The following is a 20,160-nucleotide window of genomic DNA, read 5'->3' on the forward strand; positions in this document are numbered from 1 at the left end:
GTTAGTTTAGATTTAGTCTTACTATAAACTACTGAAAATAAAGGGATTTTTTGTTGACCGTCGGCTTTTTTCACGGCAAATCGCCCGGCACTCATTTCGCATCTTAATCCGGAAAGCTGTTGCTAGATGCCGCCGAAAGTTACTTGTCGCCCTGTTGCCGGTCTTGCCTCTACCGTCAAATCACTCCCGACATTCTCCAGGCCGACAGCTTTCGCGGCACCTATCGCCTTCATCGCCTTGTTCAGCGAGGGCTTTCTGCATCGCGCCAACGCGCAAGGCGCCGTGCCAGTGAATGAGCAGAGCACAACGTTGCCGGCAGTGACCGTCACCGCAGACGTGCCGAAGCATAGAGCACGTCCGCGATCCAACCCGGGCCGAAGGGTGGTCCGCGGAGGCGTGCCGGCGAGCGAGCGGAGCAAGATGCAGGCGGAATTGACGCCCACCGCGTCGAGGCCAGGCGCGCTGCCACAGTCTTATCCAGGCGGGCAGGTGGCCCGTGGAGGACAAGTTGGCTTGCTGGGCAACAGGGACTTCATGGATACGCCGTTCAACATCACCAGCTACACGGCGAAGAAGATTGAAGACCAACAGGCAAGCACGGTGGCCGACGTCGTGAGCAACGACCCTTCGATCCGTTTCACGGGTCAGACCGGCGGCATTGTCGACTCTTTCTTCATCCGCGGCTTTCCGATCGGCGAAGGAAATCTCGGAGAAATTGCCTTCAACGGTGTCTATGGTGTCGCACCCAATTATCGCGTGTTCACCGATTACGTCGAACGCATCGAGGTCATCAAGGGCCCGACTGCGCTGCTGTACGGCATGGCGCCGAACAGCAGCGTCGGGGGCACCATCAACATCGTTCCGAAGCGTGCCTCCGATGTCGATCTCACACGGATTACGACCGACTACGCGACAAGAACGCAGCTCGGCGGGCACCTTGATGTGAGCCGGCGGTTCGGTGAGAATCGTGAATTCGGAGTTCGATTCAACGGCAGCTATCACAATGGCGATACGCCGCTGGACAACCAGGGCCGGGAGGCGCATGTCGGTGCCGCGGCCTTCGATTATCGCGGCAACAGGTTCAGGGCTTCGCTCGACTTCATTGACCAGGAGGAAAAATTCGACGCCCCGACTCGCCCGTTTCTGGTCGCTACAGGCATAGCAGTCCCATCAGCGCCCGATGGCAGGCGCAATGTCACACAGCCATGGGAATGGTCCAAAATCCATGACAAATCGCTGCTGGCACGCACCGAATACGATGTGACGGAAGCCGTGACGGTGTTCGCTGACGCCGGTGGGGGCAGAACACAGGTCGATCGTCTCTTTGGTACCCCGACAATCCTGAATTCGGCCGGCGACACGACTTCAACGCCAGGTCATTTCAAGTTCGACATCGAAAGAAATGTCGCCGACGCCGGCCTGCGCGCCCGGTTCGACACTGCCGCGATCAGTCACACTGTCACTTTCCAGGGAAGTTACTACACCGATCAGTTGTCGCGAGGCTCCACGTCCGGCACCCCGGTCCTGTCGAACATCTATGCACCGATCACTCGTCCCGAGCAGTTCGTTCCGGCTCCCGCAACTGTGCCGAAACTGTCGGATACCGAATTGACCGGTCTTGCGCTGGCCGACACCTTGTCAATTCTGCAGGAACGGCTGCAGCTGACCGTCGGCGTGCGGCAACAGGGAGTCAGATCGAATAACTTCAACACGACCACCGGCGCCGTCACCGCCTCCTATGACCAGGCCGCCCTCACGCCGATGGTCGGCCTCGTCATCAAGCCATGGAACAACATCGCATTCTACGCGAACTATATCGAAGGGCTCAGCAAGGGCGACATCGCACCGATGACCGCGAGCAATGCCGGAGAGGTCCTTTCGCCTTACATCAGCAAGCAGCAGGAAGCAGGCGTCAAAATCGACTTCGGCATGCTGGCTACTACGATCAGTGCATTTGAGATCACCAAACCCTCGGGGCAACTTGGCGCGGACAAGATTTTTCGGACCGACGGTGAACAGCGCAATCGCGGCTTGGAATTCAATGTGTTTGGCGAGGTGCAACCCGGCATTCGCGTGCTCGGCGGCGTGACGCTGATCGATGCTGAGCTGACAAAGACGAACATCCCCGCCGCTCTCGGCAAGACGCCGATCGGCGTGCCTCACGTGCAAGCCAACTTGAGCACCGAATGGGATACCCCCTTCGTGCCCGGACTGACGCTGGTCGCAAGCACCGTCTATACGGGCTCTCAATATATCGATGCGACAAACACTCAGAGCATTCCGGCCTGGACGAGGCTCGACCTTGGTGCCCGCTACAGCACAAGGATCGACGGCAGGCCGGTCACGCTGCGCGCCTTGGTCCAGAACGTGTTCGACACCAACTATTGGTCCGGTGTGTCGAGCTTTTCCGGATTGTCGCAAGGCGCTCCGCGGACCGTGCTGGTGTCGCTCACGACAGATTTTTGAGTTGATCTGGCCGCTTATATGTGTGGTGGCCGAGGCAGGGCCGGTTTTGGCGATCGATATCGGTGCGCAAGGGCGTTTCGCTTCTTCGATTCGTTGTCGACGTTCATAACACGGCAGGTTTCTGGGCATCGATTGCGCTCCCCGTGATCTCAATCACCGGCGTCGGGATCATTTTTCCCGACGCGGTGCGTCCTGTCGTTGGCCTCCTGTCGCAAGCGACACCTGATCCCTCGCCTCCCGCAGCAGCAGCCGCAAGCGCTACGGGTGCTCAGGCGACCGTGACCTGACACCAGATTTTTTCGATCGTCGTTCTACGGCTCCGTGACTTCATTCAACATGTCGCGCCCGAGGGCCTTGAGGAAGCACCAAGCGTCCGACCCTGCCGCCATAATACTCAGTGAACCACAGCGCGCCGTCCGGCCCAGTCGTTATGCTGTGAGGTCCGCTACCATCCGATGGCACAGCAAATTCAGTGACTGAACCGGTGGTCGTGATGCGGCCGATTTTGTTGCCAATGGCGCAGCGTGGGCCCGGCTGGCGAACGCAACTGGCTTCGGTAAACCACAGGGCACCGTCTGGTCCCCTCGTGATACCCCACGGCTGGGCATCGGAATTGGGGAGAGCGAATTCAGTAATCTTGCCATCGACGGTCATTCGCACGATTTTGCCACTAACCGGTTCGGTGAGCCACAGCGCGCCGTCTGGTCCAGTGGTAATACCCCCCGGGCTACTATCCTCCGGCGGGATCGTGAATTCGGTGACCGCGCCCGCGGTCGTAACCCGTCCAATTTTGCCACGAACACCTGTGAACCACAGTGCGCCATCTGGTCCAGTCGTGATCTCTCCACCCTTGGCTGTGGGGGCCGCGAATTCGGTGACCGTGCCGATAGTTGTGATCCGCCCGATTTTGCCTGCAACCCCTTCGGTGAACCACAAGGCGCCATCTGGCCCGGTCGTGATGCCCAGGGGCCCAGGGACCGCAAATTCGATCAGTTGTAAGTTTTCAGCCGTGGCGTTCGCCGGAATGCGCCCGATCTTATTTGACGTGAACTCAGTGAACCACAGAGCGCCGTCGGGTCCCGTTATGATGGAATGCACAATGCCGCCGCCCTTGATCGGGAATTCGGTGAGGCCCTCGCGAGCCGTGATCCGCCCAATCTTGCCCCCAGCCTCGGTGAACCACAGCGCGCCGTCTGGCCCAGTCGTGATCGCGGAGGGACGGCTGGCGGGAGTCGGTAGACCGAATTCAGTCAATGTCTGGGCAGCAGCAGGCATGGTCCCCACGGCCGCCGCCAATTGGGACGCTATCGCCAGCAACAATGACGCGATCGCAATTCTCATGGCCCATTTTTCAGCTTTGCCCGGCGCGATCACGCCCATCGCGCGCGTTTCGCGGAGTGCCGCTGCGTCGCGTCACGCCGCCGGGGCCGCTTCCGACAGGTCCATGACTTCACCGCGCGCCGGGTAGTTGTTCTTCAGGACATAGTCGATTGCGGCGAGAATGTCGGCGAAGTGCGGGCGCGCGAACGGCATGGTCTGGACGCTGCCGAAGTAGAGCGTGCCGTCCGGCCGTATCAGATAGAGCGCCGGCTCCGAGAAGCGCGCCGGCTCCTCGACCCCGGTCGAGGTCATGCCGCGCCCTGAGGAAATGAATAATCCCCAACGGCGTGCAGCCGCCAGATCGAGGCCATAGCCGATGCGCAACCGCGTCAATCCCCAGTCGTCCCTGGTCTGCGTGGCCCGCTCCTTCGTATCGGACGATACGGCCACCACCGCAATGCCGCGCTTGTCGAACTCCTCGAGCTTCGATTCCAGTTCCCTCAGCTGGGTCTTGCAAATCGGGCAGTGAAGGCCGCGATAGAACACGAGCAGCGTGAAATGCTCAGGCTTCTCGCGTGCAAGATCGAAGGTGCCGCCGCTCGCGAGGTCAACGCGAAGAGGCGGAACGGCCCGCCTTGGAAACAAGTGCACGAAATCTGTCATATGTCTTGCTCCTTCTCAGTTTCTGTTGTCAGAACTCGGCGCCAGAGCCTGTGATCCCTCATTGGTGGCCGATATTTCGAAAACCACATGAACAGCGCCGGTACAGGCAGAAGAAGCCAGAGGCGCGACCGGTCAGGGAGTTTGACCAGGAAGGTCTCAATCGCTGCCAGCGCGCCCGTCAAAAGCGTCGAGACGAATAATCGAAGCTGGATTGTCGGACGAATTTTCTGCTTCTGCTGCCCTCTGCCTGAGGAATTCCTATGGCGCGGAGTTAGCGGTGCTAGGCGTTCGCTTCGCCTGGAGCCGCATATCTGGTCAGATGCGCCGAACCGGGCCGATTTGCCGCTAGCCGGGCGACCTCCAGTGTTGCGCGGTGGGCACACCATGCAGTCGTCTGCGGCCGCGCCAACCATTGCCCCTGCACTTTCAAATACTCCCGAGTACGTTGTGAGATATAGATTCTACAACCGCGAGGAGCCTGGTCAGGCAACCGGCCGATAAACCCTCGCAATGTGCTGGGCGAGTGATCAATACATATTTGAAGGCGGGACGCTGCCAGATGCAGGATGTTACGTTTCGTATTCCGGCCACCGCCAGGAAGGCGATCGACGCTGCGGCTGGCGACCGCATCTTGGCGGTCCTCGCAGCGATGCTGCTGTCCGCCACGGCATTTACATCTACATCCGTCGACGCACAGACCCTGAGTTTCGGCTCCGCCGGCGCCGGCGGTTCCGGCGCGTGGGATAATACCACTGTCGATTGGTTCAACGGCTCGACCGCCGTGCCGTGGGCCAGCGGAGCAACCGCCGTATTTGGCGGAGCCGCGGGTACTGTGACCGTGAGCGGTACGGTCGCTGTTGGAGGCGCGACCTTCAACACCAACGGCTATACGATCACCGGCGGTACGCTGGCCATTGCTGGCAGCGGACTCACTATCGCGAGCGCAAGCAACGGTATCGGCTCAACCATCGGCTCGACCATCTCCGGCTCGAACCTCACTGTTCTCGGCGGTTCAGTCACATTGTCGTCCCTCGGCGCCATTTCCTATACCGGATCTACCACGATCACCAACGGCGCGACGCTTACTTTCGCCTCGCCGAACATAGCTTCCGCCATCCAATCGACGGCGTTCTTTGTGAACGGGCCATCGACCTTGGTCGTCAATGCGCAGAACCGTGAAGACATTCACGGGACGATTACGTTCGATCGGGCAGGCGGCGGGACAGTGGATTTTACGGGAACCGGCAATTTCGGCGGCGTGGTAGTGTCGAACGCGGGGCCCCTGACGATCGTGGCGACAGGTGGTGCTCAAGATCGGGTGATCAGTTCTACAGGTGTCGGCCTCAATATAAACCTGAACGATCCAGGGCTCATACTGAACACTGCGGATGCCTCGAGCAGTCTGCTGGTCAGTTCACGGTTGTGGAATGGGGGAAGTGTCACGAAAACAGGTCCTGGCACGGCCATACTGGCTTTCGCCAACATCTATACCGGCCGCACCGTGCTCAACGGCGGCGTGCTTAGCGTATCGAACCTCGCGAATGGTGGAGTCGCCAGCAACATCGGACAGTCCACCAACGCGGCGACCAATTTGGTCTTTAACGGCGGTGCTCTGCAGTACACCGGCGTCGGGGCCAGTACCAACCGCCAGTTCACGCTGGGCACCGGTGGCGGCACCATTGATGCGTCTGGTTCCGGCGCACTGAACTTTACGAACACGGCGGCGATTGCTTTCAGTGGTCCGGGCCCTCGCGTCCTCACCCTGACCGGTAGTAATACCGCAACCAACACGCTGGCCGCCGTTCTGGGCGACAGCGGCGGTTCATCCTCCCTCATCAAGGCAGGTGCTGGCAGATGGGTGCTGACGGGGAACAACAGCTACACGGGCGGCACAGCGATCGACGGCGGGACCTTGCAGGTCTCGGCCGACAACAATCTCGGTGCGGCCACGGGAGTCCTGACCTTCAACGGCGGCACGCTGGAGAACACGGCGGCCTTCACCACCGCGCGCAACGTCACGCTGGACACCGCCGGCGGCACCTTCCAGACCGACGCCGACCTGACGGCTTCGGGCACGATCACGGGCGCGGGCGGCCTCACCAAGACCGGCGCCGGCAACCTCATTCTCACGGGCGACAACACCTATACCGGTGGCACGACCATTTCGGCCGGCACGCTGCAGCTCGGCAACGGCGGTACGACAGGGTCGATCATCGGCAATGTGCTCAACAACAGCGTTCTGGCGTTCGCTCGCTCCGATACACTCAGCTTCGGGGGCCTGATCTCGGGCTCCGGCTCGGTGAACCAGCTCGGCAGCGGCGCGACGGTGCTGACCGGCAACAATACCTATACAGGCGCAACAACGGTCAGCGCAGGCAGTTTGATCGTCAACGGCGACCAGTCCGCGGCCACGGGGCCGACCTCGGTTGCCAGCGGCGGCACGCTCGGCGGCACCGGCATCGTCGGCGGCAGCGTCGCCATTGCGAACGGCGGCATCCTTTCGCCCGGCAATCTCGGCAGCAGCCCGGGCGCGCTCACGATCCAGAAGGATTTGTTGCTAAGCGGCGGATCGATCCTCAACTACAACTTTGGCAAAGCCAACACGCCAGGCGGCCCCTTGAATGACCTCACCCAGGTCAATGGCAACCTGACGCTCGCCGGCACAATCAATGTCTCCGCCTCACCCGGCGGCAGTTTTGATCCGGGCGTCTATCGCGTGATCAACTATGCGGGCACGCTGACCAACAACACACTTCAGACCGGCACCATCCCGTCGCCGGATTATTTCGTTCAGACCTCGATCGACAAGCAGGTCAATCTCGTCAACACCGGCGGCTTGACGCTGAACTTCTGGGACGGCAACGCAGGCCCGAAGAACGACAGTGCCGTGAACGGCGGTGATGGCGTGTGGCACACCGCCGGTGTCGATAACAACTGGACGGACATCAGCGGCGTCGTCAATGCGCCGTATGCGAACGGCTCGTTTGCGATCTTCTCGGCAATGCCGGGCACGGTGACCGTGGACAACAGCCTGGGCCAGGTCACGGCCACCGGCATGCAGTTCGCTTCGAACGGCTATCATCTCCTCGGCGGCGAGATCGCGCTGGTTGGCTCCCCCACGTCGGTCATCCGGGTGGGAGATGGCACCCTTGCGGGTGCGAGCTTCGTTGCGACGATCGATAACGTGCTGAGCGGCAACACGCAGCTTGTGAAGACCGATCTCGGCAAGCTGGTGCTGAACGGGATCAACACCTACACCGGCGGGACCGCGATCAACGGCGCCACGCTCGCGATCTCCAGCGATGCCAATCTCGGCGCCGCGGGCACCGGGCTTACGCTCGATACGGGCGTACTGCAGACCACGGCCAATATCACCAGTGGCCGTCACGTCGTCGTTCCGACACGCGGCACCTTTCTGACCGATTCCGGCACCACGTTGACCTTGAACGGCACGGTCTCCGGGGCCGGCAACGTGGTGAAGGACGGCGGCGGCGTGCTGCTCCTCAACGGCGCCGCCACGAATACGGGCAGCACCACGGTGGCCGGCGGCACGCTGCAGGCGGGGGCTGCCAACGTATTCAGTGCGGTCTCTGCCTTTTCGGTTCTGGGCGGCGCCACGCTCGATCTCAACGGTCGGGACCAGACGATCGCGAGCTTGAGCAACGCCGGGACGGTCAAGCTGAGCGGAGCGCCGGGCACGACATTGACTGTGACCGGCGACTACGTCGGCAATGGCGGCCTGCTTGCTTTCAATACCGCGCTCGGTAATGACGCATCGGTGACGGACAGGCTTGTCGTAAACGGGAGCACCGCGGGCACGGGCTCCGTCAAGGTGACCAATGTCGGCGGGCTTGGCGCGCCGACGACTGAAGGCATCAAGATCATCGACGTTGCCGGCGCCTCGAACGGCGCGTTCGCTCTGCTCGGCGATTACATGATCCAGGGACAGCAGGCGGTGATCGGTGGCGCCTACGCCTACACCTGCAGAAGAACGATACCAACGGCGACTGGTATCTGAAATCGAGCCTTGCCAATCCGCCGCCGACCACCGTGCCCCCGCCGCCTCCGCCAGCCGCGCCGCCGGGGCCGCTCTACCAGCCGGGCGTTCCGCTCTATGAGTCCTATGCGCAGGTCCTGCTGGGGCTCAACGAGCTGCCGACCTTGCAACAGCGCGTTGGCAACCGCTACCGGGGCGGCAGCGACGCCACCGCGCGCGCCGGCATGGCCTATGCTCAATTGGACGGCGCCGCGCCGGAGTCGCCGGTCTGGGCTCGCGTCGAGGGCCGGCACGCGACGATGCAGCCCTCCACCACCAGCGGCTCAACCTATCAGGCCGATCAGCTCAAGGTGCAGACCGGCATCGACGGACTGGCGCTGGAGAACGACAAGGGCAAGTTGATCGTCGGGCTCACCGCGCAGTACGGCACGGTGGCGGCGGACGTCGCTTCGGTCTTCGGCAATGGAAAGATCCGCGCCGATGGTTACAGCACCGGTGCGACGTTGACGTGGTATGGTGACAGCGGCTTCTACGTCGACAGTCAGGCGCAGACCACCTGGTACAACGCCAATCTGACCTCGGCGCTGACCGGCACCATGGCCCACGGCAACGATGGTTTCGGCTATGCGTTCGGCGTCGAAGGCGGTCGCCGTTTCGGTGTGGCCAATGGTTTCTCGCTGACTCCCCAGGCGCAGCTCGTCTATTCGGCCGTGAACTTCGATACGTTCTTCGATCGCTTCGGCGCGCGGGTGTCGCTCGGCCGCGGCGACAGTCTCCTGGGTCGCGTCGGCCTCTCGCTCGATCATCAACGGACGTGGCGCGACGAGGCCGGCCGGCTCACCCGCTCGGACGTGTACGGGATCGCCAACCTGCACTACGAGTTCCTCGATGGCGCGGTGGTCAACGTCTCCGGCGCGAGCCTTGCGAATGCCAATGATCGGCTGTGGGGCAGCATAGGCGCCGGTGGCACCTATAGCTGGGCGGACGGCCGCTACGCGGTTTATGGCGAGGTCTCCTACAATACGAGCCTCAGCCCTGCGGGCGACAGCCACAGCTACAAGGGAGCTGGCGGTTTCCGGGTCGTGTGGTGACGTTCTCCGGCGTCTCGCGCGTCGCTGATAAAGGCCGGCGAGTCGGGCGTTGACCGCCTTGCAGTTCGCGCCATTTGATAGCTCAAAGGTATAAACTTCAAAACTATCATGGAAAGAAAAAGGCCGATCTCTCCAAGAGAGATGGCGCGCCATTCAGAACAAAACTACGAACCCTTATGTTATTGAAATTGTTATCTAAATTATAGCCACCCCCCGGAAGGATATGGATGCGGAGTGGCTCCACCGAGTTTCTATGTCGGGGGCTCAAGTCACCGGAGCGCTACCTACGTTCCCCCCGAACGCTTTCCGCTGAGTTTATGGTGTCCGGGTTTGAGACCGCCGGTCGCGAACAAGGAAACCATCGTGGCAAACGTCTCCGTGGTCACGCGAGCGATTTCCCCAAATCCCGGCGCGACCATCATCTCGTCGTAAACGAAGTCCGTGCCGTAGGGATGACCCAACAGGAAATTCGTGCGGTGCACGTTCTTGATGTTGATCGGTGCCATTGGGAACGGCACGAGCCACACGTTCATCCTCGGGTCGTATTCGGGGATGAGACCCGACGGCTGAGACGGCCCGGTGAACCCTGGCGTCAACGCGAAGGGATCGGTCAGCATCCGGATCAGGGCCGGATCGCGCGCGGCGGCGGCCAACGTCGCTTGAGCGCTCGCCGCGGTGCCGCCAGACATGCCACCTTTCACCTTGCGCAGGCGGGCTTTGACCCGTCGCGCCGCGCGGCCGAATTTCTCACGCGCCTTCTCCTGCAACGTGAGCACGCCGAGATCGAACGGGATGGAATCGAAGCCGCAGGAGAAGACGATGCGCGCCCCGTGCGTTTTGCCTCTTCGTGATGGGCGTCGATCATGCGCCGCATCCAAGCCGGCTCCCCTTGGAGACAAGAACAAGTCTATGAAAGCCTTTGCGCCCCGGCTCTCCGCGCACCTGATCAGGGCGTGCTGCCGCGCATCGAGGCGGGATGGCCGGGAAGCTTGAGTGGCAAGCCCACTGGCACCAGCTTGTTACCGGCGAGCCGGTAAGTGGCCAGCTCCTGTTCGCCCAAATTGGCAATATACAGGAACCGTCCGTCGGGACTGAAGGCGATTCCTTCGGCCAGGGTGCCGACCTCGGTCTCGCCCAGCTTGCGCACCTTCTTGCCGTCGGTCTTGAGAAGCACCGCAACCGCATGGTCGTGACGGAAAAAGGCGTTGTTTGGCACGGAGCCGCCCGAGCCATTGGTCAGGAGCGTCACGGCATAGGCGTCGGTCGGGTTTACTGCCAAACCTTCCGGCCCGTCCCCCACCACCACTTGGTCGACTTCACGCGGCGGATCGAGCGTCATGTCGATGACCGCCACCGTGCTCACCTGACCGTCGGCGACCCCGGCATTGCCGTCGTGATTAACCAGGCCGCGCCTGCCGTCTGCGGTAATCTGGACGTTGTACGGAAACACGCCAGTTAGCATGTCATAACCTTTGTAGGTCACCGTAGTACCATCGATATCGAGAAGGGCGACCTTGTTCGCCGTCGCCTTGGCCACCAGCGCGCGCTTGCCGTCGGGCGTGATGGCCACGGCGGATGGTTGCTGGCTCGGCGCGTCGGCAGGCGCGAGCGCCACCGTGCCGACGACGGCGACGGTCTTTCCGGAAATCGACAAGACGCTCACGCTGTTGTCCGCACGATTGGCAACCAGGGCCAAATTTCCCGCACGATTGATCGCCATGCCTGAGGGTTGCTTGCCGGTTTGGATCGTGGCGATGACCGCTGGCGGCGAGGTCGTCAGATCGATGACGAAGAGATTGTTGCCCGGCACACTTTTCAAAGTGTCGCCATCCTTGACCACGTCGATCGAATTCGTCACCAGCGCCAGCTTGCCGTCCGGCGTGATCGCGAGGTTGGTCGGCGGCCCGAAGACCGAGTTCTCGAGCGGCAGATTGACGACGATGCGTGGCTTGGCGCGATCGCGGATATCGATGATCGACACGGTGTCCTTGCCCGGCGGGCTCAACACCGGCTTGCCGTCGGTGAAAGCGACCTTCTCATCGTTGCCGACGATTAGATATTGGGCCTGCGCCGCGGCGGCGAAGCCCATCGCGGCGGCAAGCGCGGCCGCAGCTAAAGTCCTTGGCATGGTTTTCCTCCATGGACCCGGTTTGTGCTGGTGGGAAACTCTTCCTCGTACTCTGGCGCGAGCGTCAAGCGCAAACGCAGGTATTAATAGCGCCGGAAAAGGATGACGCTCGAATTTAGAATGCAATGCCTGCCGACGGCGCGATCGCTGCCAGTTCGGCACGTCCCACTTCAAGGGCAGCTGGTTTAAGACTACACCACCTCGCCTACTCATGAAAAGGAGGGCCCGACCACCCACGCGCCCCACAGTCGACCAGGGATGCAATGTCCGAGTCGAGTCGGGAGCGGCGCTGAGCCCCCGCGCGAAAGTCTTCCGGTGTACCCCTGATAGCCGACTGCCCGGCAGGGACTATGTTGTTCGCCTCAGGGTAGAGTCGAGATGTGGCGGGGTCGCGGTAGGCTGAACATATCTGTTTGCCGCCTCTTTCGTCTGGCGGTGCCTTAGTGGTTCACCCTTGGCTCCGTTTCCACATCCCGCTCATCGAACCGGACAGGCAGATTTCCCGCATCCGGCTCTCGGACAAGACTTCATGCCTTCGCCCACGGCAAGTCGCGCCCAAGCGCGGTTAGGCGTACGAGCCCGAAGTACCCGTAGAGGTGCGAGAGTGGATAGGTCCCGCCCCTGCGTCGCCTGACCTTGTGCTTGAAGCGCAACCACCGGCGCAACCGCGCAGCCGCGTAGTTGTCGAGCGCCCGATACGCTTTGGTGACGGTGCCTACTTTGAAGTAGTTCGCCCATCCGCGCAGCGTGCGGTTCAACTGGCCTACGAGCTCCGTGGTCTCTTGCCAAGTTCCTGATCGGGCGGTGAGCGCGCGAATGCTTTCGATCACGCGTTTGATGCTCTTGCGCGATGGCCGGTACCCCAGGCGCGCCTGGCCGGTTTTCGCTGAGTACATCCGTCCGAACGAGTAACCCAGGAAGTCGAACTCTCCTTCCGGTACCTTGCAGATTCGTGTCTTCTCCTCGTTGACCATCAGCTTCAGCTTTCTCATGATCTCGCGCAGTTGCTGCAAGGCTTCTTCGGCTTTGCCTCTCCGGCACAAGATCACGAGGTCGTCGGCGTAGGTCACGATGCGAGTGCCAAGGCTTCGCTCCAACCCAAGCATCTTCCATCCCAACACGAACCGGCGCATGTAAAGATTCGCCAGCAATGGTGAGATGGGTGAGCCTTGCGGGATGCCGCGCCGCTTGTCCCGGGCCTCGGTCGTCCGTGTCGTCCTTCCTCGATCATCGGTTTCTTCCACGGGACATTCCAGCCACATCTTGATCAGATGCAGCACGCGCCGATCAACAATTCGGCGTGCTACCGACTTTAGGAGTTCGGCATGCGGAATGCTCCCGAAGTAGTCCGCGAGGTCGGCGTCAACGACTTCCGGGTGGCCGCGGAACAGCTGCGCTTCCACCTCGACCACCGCCTGTTGGGCATTGCGCCCGGGACGGTAGGCATACTGCTCTGGTGGAAGATCGGCCTCAAAGATCGGTTCCAGCACCAGCATCGCTGCCGTCATGCAGACCCGATCTCGCAAGGTCGAGATGCCCAATGGCCTGAGTTTGCCATTGGCCTTCGGTATGTACACTCTTCTGATAGGGTCCGGCCGGTACGTCTCCTGCCTGAGCGCAAGCGCCAGTTCGCCAAGCCACCGCTGCTCCCCATACGCTTCGATGTCCGCGAAGTCCTGCCCATCTACCCCCGGTGCGCCCTTGTTGGAACGGCATTGGGCATAGGCATGGGCCAGGATGTCTTCCCGGCTGATCTTGTCGTACAGGGCGTAGAAGCGGTAGCCAGCTTCTGCCTTCGCTTTCGCGTGTAACGCCGTCTGCAGTTTCTGAACACTCTTCGGAGTTGATAGGTTGCCCAATCTCCAGGTCCCTCACCACGTCTTTGCGTCTGTCTTGAACTGAGGTCCCTTCCCTCCACCGGCGTTACCCGGCTTCAGCGGTACTACAAACCTCTCCGCCACCCCAAGGCGACCGGCCTGTCCCTCGCGGGCGTCCGGTTGATCATCCCTGACCACGCCTTGGGGTCTCCCGTGTTGCGTACGCTTTCCTTGTGTACATGCCGTCGCCACTACCCCGGCACAGCGACTGGAGGTATTGCTTCGCTCACTTCGCCCCAGTCGTGTCAGCCTTCCCTGATATGGCCGTCAGGTCGGCCTGTGCATCGTCCTTTTCGAGGCTTGCTCGGCGTTCACTCGCGTTACGACCTGCACACTCGCGCTGTCACCAATTCGTGACACGCTATCCGAAGGCTTCAGCCACTTCGTCACCTCCATAGCTGCTCCGGTTGCTTCCGGCTGGAGCGTTTGCCGGGTGGGACTTGCACCCACTGGAAAGCGCCGCCTTGTCACGGCGCACGCCACATCCGGACATTCGCACCGACGATTTCTCAAGTGTTTCAGAGAGCGGTGCCCGCATCAGTGAGCCGGAGAAAACAGCGCAACCGACTCTGAAAATCCCTTCAGCGTTTCAGAACCCGCTGGCGCAAACTCGAGATCGACATTGGTACACTCATCCCTGACCTCACGAGATACAAGGATCGCGTCTGCTTGGGCAATATCACAAATTCGAGCCGCCATTTGCACCGCCGAACCAAAAAGATCATCGCCTTCCTCGACGGGTTCGCCGGCATGTATGCCGATCCTTACATGGATCGGGGTCTCACTGTTCTTGTTATAGGATGCGAATTTTTCCTGAATCTCAATTGCACACGCGACCGCAGCTGGTGCGTCGTCGAATGACGCCATAAGGCCGTCGCCCAAGTGTTTTATTTCGGAGCCGCGATAATGTTCCAAACACCGCCGGATGATCGCATCGTGAGCCCTGAGCAGCTCCATCGCCTTCGTATCGCCGAGTCGCACCGTCATCTCGGTCGAGCCGACCATGTCCGTGAACATGATGGCGCGGAATGCTGATTCGTTGATCGGCACCGTTTTTGCCGAAAGCGGATCCTGGATGCGACCGAGAAAAGCCTCGACAGCCGACAGATCCACGGCGATCATTTGGTTGGCCACGTGCCCATGGGCCTCTGCATGGACCTTGTCGGCTGTCTCCCTATCTGGTGCATCCACAAGACAGAATGTCGTTCGGCGTTCAGCATCGTACCAATACGTCAGAAACTTCACGCCATATTTGTCTTGGACTTCCAGGTCCTTGAGGTGCAGTTTGGCAACTTCTTCCGCCGAGTATTCGACTACATCGTGACGATCCAGGAAGATTGGCATTTCTCTCTCTCCCCATTTGCCCGGCAACATCCTAGCACTGAATTGTTGAAGCCCTAACTGCGAAGAGATGCCAACGACTAAGCGTGTCTTGCTTGTATTCGCATCCCACCACTCGGCACGTGTTACAACTACTGGTGTGGGTCACAAGCGCCGGTCGAACCAATGCGCTGTTCCCCACTTCCTTCGCCTTGGGGCCAATTGCTGCCGTGCCGCCGATGTGCATGCGAACGAACCATCGGCCGTCAATCCTCTTTCGCTCCGTTACCGGTCCATGGCGCAACAGGTTGTCGATCTTGCGCTCGAGCTCCGCGTTGCGAGCGGGCTTCGAGCACCTTCAACGAAATCGGCTAACTAAATCCATCGTCGCACGCGCCCGGCATAATCCAGATAGGTCTCCCCGAATCGCGCTTGTAGATGCCTTTCCTCCCACTCGGTGGCGAGCTTTTGCACTGTGAATGCGGCGAGGATCGCAAGGAGCAAAAACCACACAATGCCCGAGACCAGCCCAATCCCCAGTACAAGCATCGTGCCGGCGAGGTAGAGCGGGTTGCGCGTAAAGGAGAAGGGGCCGTCCGTGACGAGGTGACCCGTACCGCGATCCGGTTGTCCGGGTCCACCGGATCGATTTCGTTTCGGCGTCATTCCGCGCGTTAAGGCAGATTCGGGTCATTTTCGACCCAGTCAGCTGGCCTTATCTGCTAGCCTCCTTTCGCTTCACCCTGAACAGCTGACGTTTGCCGCCGTACGCATAAACTCTACTTTTTGAAAAGATGTTTCGCCTGCAAGGCCGTAACGGCAGAAGAGTAGCCGACGTGCAAAAAAGGTCGTCTTCTGTAGCCGGTGGGGCGCTTAGGACAGGGCTCGGCTTTTTTCGTCCTTCCATTTGATCGAGCAGCCAATAGACGCCTTTTGGTCAGCCGGCGCCATACCGGTGGTCGCAATCGCACGCATGGCCTCGACAAGCTCTCGCGGCGCCCCCGCGCGAGGCGGAGTCGTGCGGCCTTCGTCGAGCCGGCCGCGATACTTGAGCTTCCGGTCGGCATTGTAACCGAAGAAGTCCGGCGTACAGACCGCTCCATACGCTCGAGCGACTGTCTGGGTCTCGTCGTGGAGATATGGAAACGGGAAATCATGAGCTTTCGCGAAGCGCTTCATATTCTCAAATGAGTCTTCGGGATAGCTCGCCGCATCGTTCGAGCAAATAGCTGCAAAGCCGACGCCCTCCGACATCAGCACGCGGGCGTCCGAAACCATGCGGTCGATCATCGCTTTAACATAGGGACAATGGTTACAGATGAAGACGACGACCGTGCCTTTTTCGCCCGCAACGTCGTCCCGTGCGTAAGTCTTGCCATCGGTGGCCGGAAGCCGGAACTCCGCCGCCGGCGTATCAGGAACGACTTGGGTCGCTGTTGTCGCCATATCGCACCTCCTTGTGCCAAAATCTATGCTGACGACGGCTTGCCGGGCACAGTTTCCAAACCCTGCTCGCGAGTCGCGTCACGTCAGCCATTTCCGGTCTACGCCCTGACAGCCGACGTGAAAAGAAGTGTTGAGGTTGGTCGGTCAGGGCACCAGGGCGGACGTTTCAGCTTGCCGCGATCCTGTGCGTCCAATCGGAGATTGTGCCGATCGCAAGCAGCATGTTGCCGACTTGACAGTCCCAGGGCGCTTTGCGGTCCGCGCGCGGGGGCACTTCATTTGAGTAGTAAGAGGAGCGATGCGGCGTTTGGACAGTGTTGCTGTCGGATTACATCGCTTGCGATGGAGCAAATTTGAGCGTTGAATTTTGCGGGTGGGTCAAGCGAGGCGAGTTTGGCTTGACGCTGGCGCAATTCTTGCGGGTCACCAAGCCACCTCCTGCCCGGCAAATTCCTCAGAGAGGAGTCACCATCATGTGCGCAGGCGATGATCAAGCGTGCCCGCAATTTGAGCTGCATCGACAGAAGCTCCTTGAGGACCTCGACCAAGAGCGGCGCGCATTCCTTAAGAGCGCATTCGTCGCGGGCGGTGGTGCGGCAGCGTGGGCTGCAAGCGGCACGCTGGCCACTCCGGCGTCGGCGCAGACTAAGCCCGGCCAGCCGACCTACCACTACTTGCCGGCCAACTCGGACACGGTGCATTGGGGCTATTTCAGCAAGCTACTAAAGCCTCAGCTCGAAGTGGATTCGGGCGACTACATCACCATTGAGGCCGTGACCCACCACGCCGGCGACGACGTCGAACGTATGGTCAAAGGCGATCCGGGTATTGAGAGTATTTATCTTTGGACCAAGGATAAGAAAGGCGTCAATCGCCGTGGCGCCGGCCCGATCGACGGCAAGCAGCTCGGGCGCGGCGCAGGCGAAGGCTTCGGCGTGCATATCTTGACCGGTCCAGTTTTTGTTCGCGGCGCCGAGCCGGGCGATATCATTGAAGTCCGCATCATGGATGTAAACCCCCGGCCCTGCGCCAATCCGGCGTACCCGGGCAAGTCATTCGGCAGCAACGCGGCGGCTTGGTGGGGCTTTCATTACAATGATCTGCTCACTGACCCGAAGCCGCGCGAGGTGTGCACGATCTACGAGATCGACACCAGCGGGCAGCAAAACTGGGCGCACGCGGTCTACAACTTCCGCTGGGTGCCTCAAACCGATCCGTATGGTGTCGTGCACAAGATCATCGACTATCCCGGCGTGCCGGTCGACCATTCGATCGTGCAAGAGAACCACAACATCCTCAAAAACGTCCGCATCCCGATCCGACCGCATTTTGGAGTCATGGGCCTGGCGCCAAAAGAAGCCGACATCGTCGATTCTATTCCGCCGAGCTATTTCGGCGGCAACATCGATAATTGGCGTATCGGCAAGGGCGCGACCTTGTACTATCCGGTTGCAGTGCCAGGCGGCTTGTTCTCAGTCGGCGACTCGCACGCCGCGCAAGGCGATTCTGAATTGTGCGGCACCGCCATCGAAATGTCGCTGACCGGGACCTTCCAGCTTATCCTGCACAAGCAGAATTCACTGAGCGGTGCGCTCGCCGGGCTGAATTACCCGCTGCTTGAGACGCAGGACGAATGGGTCCTGCACGGATTTAGCTTCCCCAATTATCTCGCGGAGCTCGGCGCTACGGCGCAGCAGGACATCTACAAGAAATCCTCGATCGATCTCGCGCTAAGGGATGCGTTTCGCAAAATGCGTAGCTTCCTGATCACGACCAAGGGACTGAGCGAGGACGAGGCGATTTCGCTCATGTCCATTGGAGTCGACTTCGGCGTCACGCAGGTGGTCGATGGCAATTGGGGCATCCACGCGATCATCAAGAAGAACCTGTTTGCCGGTATAGCGACGGCTTGAAGCTCCAGGACCCGTGAAGCGACGGGAATGTTAGAATCGGACCAGCAATAGCCCTCGGGCGACGCGCAATGTCCGAGGGGATCATTCGCGTCGTTTTGGCCACACGTCGACCATTTCCGATCTACCCCTCACGGCCGACATGTGGACGATCGCTGGATTTCGTCGGTATGGGCCAGGACCTGGCTCATGACCCGCAGCAAACGACATTCGTCATCCGATCACCTCGTCGGCGCGGGCAAGCAACGTGGGTTGCACCGTCAGGCCCAGCGCCTTTGCGGCGTGATTTTGAGTGCTCGGTCCCAATTTCAGATATAAGATTCAATCGGAGGGTGTCGGTCGAGGAGTCTGGAAGACGAGCCGCGGGCAGGACAGTGGAGCCTGTGTGCATGACCGAGATCGAGCGGTCGGTGCTGACCGCGATGTTCAACCGCGTGGTCTATCCCGAGGACCTGCGCGATGCCGCCGGGTCGACGCTGCCGAGAAGGACCTTCAGCATCCGCTTGTCGCGCTCGGCCGCGCGGTGTCCGCGGTGTCGAGGAGCGCGGTATCTGATCGGGGGAGATTTCACGGCGTCGCCGACCTCAACGTCGCCGCCATCCTGTCCTGAGCCTGGCCGGCGCGGACGGATTTCGGCCCGTTCCCGAAAGCCGCAACTGGCTCTCGCGGCGCCGGCTCGGGCCGCGCGTGAATTGCAACGGTAGGAGGACATCATGAGACGACGCCGCGTGTTGCAACTCGGGCTCGGCGGGATCGCTGCGCTCGGCGCCCTTCCCCTGATCGGAGCACAAAGGGCGATGGCTGCTGATGGCCCCGAAACCTTCGTCTACGTCTCGAACGCCGGCACCAAGGACATCTCTGTCCTCGGCATGAACCGCGACACCGGTGAGCTCACCATGATCGAGAAGGCGCCAGTGCCGGGCGCGGAGAAGACCTCGCTAGTCAGCCTGCCGATGGCGCTGGCCCCAAACAAGCGCTTCATTTACGCGCAACTGCGCAGCGAGCCGTATCCGGTCTCGACGTTCTCCATCGACCACCCCACCGGGAAGCTCACCCATCTCGACGCGACGCCGCTGGTCGATCAGATGGCCTACATAAACGTCGATAAGACTGGCAAATACCTGCTCGGCGCGTCCTATGCCGGCGCCAAAGTGGCAGTCTATCCGATCGACGCGCGCTATATCGTAGAAGACAAGGCGACGCAAATCATCGACACCAAGCCGAAGGCCCATTGCGTCTTCATCGACGCCAGCAACAAGCATGCCTATGTGCCGGTGCTCGGCGCCGATTACGTCATGCAGTTCAAGTTCGATGCCCGCACCGGCATGCTGACGCCCAACGATCCGCCCACGGTCGCCACCAAGGCCGGCGCCGGCCCGCGCCATTTCATCATCCACCCGAACGGCAAATGGGGTTATCTCATCACCGAGACGACCGCGACGATCGGCACCTATTCGATCGACGAGGACAAGGGTACCCTTACCGAGGTGGCATTCGTCGACACCGGCGATTACAACCAAAAAGATTCGGCCTTCGCATCCGACATCCATATCACGCCGAACGAAAACTTCCTTTACGGCGCCGTGCGCACGACCAGCATGCTGCATGGGTACAAGATCGATCCCGAGAAGGGCACGCTGACCGGGATCGGCAAATGGCCGACCGAGAAGACCCCGCGCGGCTTCAACATTGATCCGCGCGGCAAGTTCTTGCTGGCCGTGGGGATGGATTCAGCGAGCCTGACCGTCCATGCGATCGACCAGAAGAGCGGCGAGCTGAACAACGTCAAGCAATATCCAATGGGCAAGCAGCCGAACTGGGTCGAGATCGTCGATAGGATCCACGACTAGCCGCCCCTCATACCGTAATGGCCGCGCTTAACCCGGCCAACCAACAGACCCCCGGGTCAAGCCCGGTCAAAAAAGTCCCTAGAACGGTCGCA

General features: G+C 60.8%; 13 protein-coding genes and 2 pseudogenes. 7 read left to right on the forward strand and 8 right to left on the reverse strand.

Features of this window, described 5'->3' with window-relative positions; all coding sequences use genetic code 11:
* The first annotated feature begins 420 nt into the window (after positions 1-420).
* Both MTX19_RS38890 and MTX19_RS38895 read left to right on the forward strand, forming a co-directional pair.
* On the forward strand, positions 421-2,466 hold the full coding sequence (locus MTX19_RS38890) for a TonB-dependent receptor (protein WP_280984642.1): 2,046 nt from the start codon (positions 421-423) through the stop codon (positions 2,464-2,466).
* A 20-nt stretch (positions 2,467-2,486) separates the two neighbouring features.
* Entirely contained in the window at positions 2,487-2,753 is a 267-nt protein-coding gene (locus MTX19_RS38895; RefSeq protein WP_280981881.1) for a PepSY domain-containing protein, read from the forward strand.
* Positions 2,754-2,793: 40 nt separating this feature from the next.
* Here MTX19_RS38895 and MTX19_RS38900 read toward each other — a convergent pair whose 3' ends face one another.
* Both MTX19_RS38900 and MTX19_RS38905 read right to left on the reverse strand, forming a co-directional pair.
* Entirely contained in the window at positions 2,794-3,846 is a 1,053-nt protein-coding gene (locus tag MTX19_RS38900; RefSeq protein WP_280981882.1) for a hypothetical protein, read from the reverse strand.
* Positions 3,847-3,879: 33 nt separating this feature from the next.
* A complete protein-coding gene (locus MTX19_RS38905) occupies positions 3,880-4,449 on the reverse strand; it encodes a peroxiredoxin-like family protein (RefSeq protein WP_280981883.1) in 570 nt (189 codons plus the stop codon).
* 559 nt (positions 4,450-5,008) lie between these two features.
* Between MTX19_RS38905 and MTX19_RS38910 the strand changes: the two genes are divergently transcribed.
* The gene (locus MTX19_RS38910; RefSeq protein ID WP_280981884.1) at positions 5,009-8,467 is read left to right on the forward strand and encodes an autotransporter-associated beta strand repeat-containing protein; all 3,459 of its coding nucleotides are present in this window, start codon (positions 5,009-5,011) and stop codon (positions 8,465-8,467) included.
* Positions 8,464-9,537, forward strand: coding sequence for an autotransporter outer membrane beta-barrel domain-containing protein (locus tag MTX19_RS38915; RefSeq protein ID WP_280984643.1), 1,074 nt, complete (start codon positions 8,464-8,466; stop codon positions 9,535-9,537). Before MTX19_RS38910 ends, MTX19_RS38915 begins: the two co-directional genes overlap by 4 nt.
* A gap of 329 nt (positions 9,538-9,866) precedes the next feature.
* Here MTX19_RS38915 and MTX19_RS38920 read toward each other — a convergent pair.
* The 6 genes and pseudogenes from MTX19_RS38920 to MTX19_RS38945 all read right to left on the reverse strand — a co-directional run.
* Positions 9,867-10,426: pseudogene (locus MTX19_RS38920) on the reverse strand (saccharopine dehydrogenase); the annotation flags it as partial.
* A gap of 57 nt (positions 10,427-10,483) precedes the next feature.
* Positions 10,484-11,626, reverse strand: a complete 1,143-nt coding sequence (locus tag MTX19_RS38925; RefSeq protein WP_280981885.1) for a YncE family protein — start codon at positions 11,624-11,626, stop codon at positions 10,484-10,486.
* Positions 11,627-12,192: 566 nt separating this feature from the next.
* A complete protein-coding gene (ltrA, locus tag MTX19_RS38930) occupies positions 12,193-13,524 on the reverse strand; it encodes a group II intron reverse transcriptase/maturase (protein ID WP_280985776.1) in 1,332 nt (443 codons plus the stop codon).
* Positions 13,525-14,079: 555 nt separating this feature from the next.
* Positions 14,080-14,886: a nickel-binding protein gene (locus MTX19_RS38935; protein WP_280981887.1), complete on the reverse strand. Its 807-nt coding sequence runs from the start codon at positions 14,884-14,886 to the stop codon at positions 14,080-14,082.
* Positions 14,887-15,237: 351 nt separating this feature from the next.
* Positions 15,238-15,471 (reverse strand): annotated as a pseudogene (locus tag MTX19_RS38940) (isoprenylcysteine carboxylmethyltransferase family protein); the annotation flags it as partial.
* Between the two features lie 264 nt (positions 15,472-15,735).
* Positions 15,736-16,308 (reverse strand): thioredoxin family protein, encoded by a 573-nt coding sequence (locus tag MTX19_RS38945; protein WP_280985777.1) that lies wholly within the window; start codon positions 16,306-16,308, stop codon positions 15,736-15,738.
* 473 nt (positions 16,309-16,781) lie between these two features.
* Between MTX19_RS38945 and MTX19_RS38950 the strand changes: the two genes are divergently transcribed.
* The 3 genes from MTX19_RS38950 (at position 16,782) to MTX19_RS38960 (ending at position 20,068) form a co-directional block, all read left to right on the forward strand.
* A complete protein-coding gene (locus MTX19_RS38950) occupies positions 16,782-18,221 on the forward strand; it encodes an acetamidase/formamidase family protein (protein ID WP_280984644.1) in 1,440 nt (479 codons plus the stop codon).
* 386 nt (positions 18,222-18,607) lie between these two features.
* A complete protein-coding gene (locus MTX19_RS38955) occupies positions 18,608-18,922 on the forward strand; it encodes a hypothetical protein (RefSeq protein ID WP_280981888.1) in 315 nt (104 codons plus the stop codon).
* 9 nt (positions 18,923-18,931) lie between these two features.
* Positions 18,932-20,068 carry a lactonase family protein gene (locus MTX19_RS38960; protein WP_280985778.1) on the forward strand — a complete coding sequence of 379 codons (1,137 nt, stop codon included), beginning with the start codon at positions 18,932-18,934 and terminating at the stop codon, positions 20,066-20,068.
* Positions 20,069-20,160: the final 92 nt, after the last annotated feature.

Origin of the sequence: Bradyrhizobium sp. ISRA464 (genome assembly GCF_029910095.1) — a bacterium.
Taxonomy (GTDB): Bacteria; Pseudomonadota; Alphaproteobacteria; order Rhizobiales; family Xanthobacteraceae; genus Bradyrhizobium.

Bases quoted from the DNA above. Each gene is read 5' to 3' on its own strand.
- MTX19_RS38890 (WP_280984642.1), top strand. From the start codon at position 421: ATGCAGGCGGAATTGACGCCCACCGCGTCGAGGCCAGGCGCGCTGCCA.
- MTX19_RS38900 (WP_280981882.1), bottom strand. From the start codon at position 3,846: ATGGGCGTGATCGCGCCGGGCAAAGCTGAAAAATGGGCCATGAGAATT.
- MTX19_RS38905 (WP_280981883.1), bottom strand. From the start codon at position 4,449: ATGACAGATTTCGTGCACTTGTTTCCAAGGCGGGCCGTTCCGCCTCTT.
- MTX19_RS38910 (WP_280981884.1), top strand. From the start codon at position 5,009: ATGCAGGATGTTACGTTTCGTATTCCGGCCACCGCCAGGAAGGCGATC.
- MTX19_RS38925 (WP_280981885.1), bottom strand. From the start codon at position 11,626: ATGGGCTTCGCCGCCGCGGCGCAGGCCCAATATCTAATCGTCGGCAAC.
- MTX19_RS38935 (WP_280981887.1), bottom strand. From the start codon at position 14,886: ATGCCAATCTTCCTGGATCGTCACGATGTAGTCGAATACTCGGCGGAA.
- MTX19_RS38945 (WP_280985777.1), bottom strand. From the start codon at position 16,308: ATGGCGACAACAGCGACCCAAGTCGTTCCTGATACGCCGGCGGCGGAG.
- MTX19_RS38950 (WP_280984644.1), top strand. From the start codon at position 16,782: ATGTGCGCAGGCGATGATCAAGCGTGCCCGCAATTTGAGCTGCATCGA.
- MTX19_RS38955 (WP_280981888.1), top strand. From the start codon at position 18,608: ATGACCGAGATCGAGCGGTCGGTGCTGACCGCGATGTTCAACCGCGTG.
- MTX19_RS38960 (WP_280985778.1), top strand. From the start codon at position 18,932: ATGAGACGACGCCGCGTGTTGCAACTCGGGCTCGGCGGGATCGCTGCG.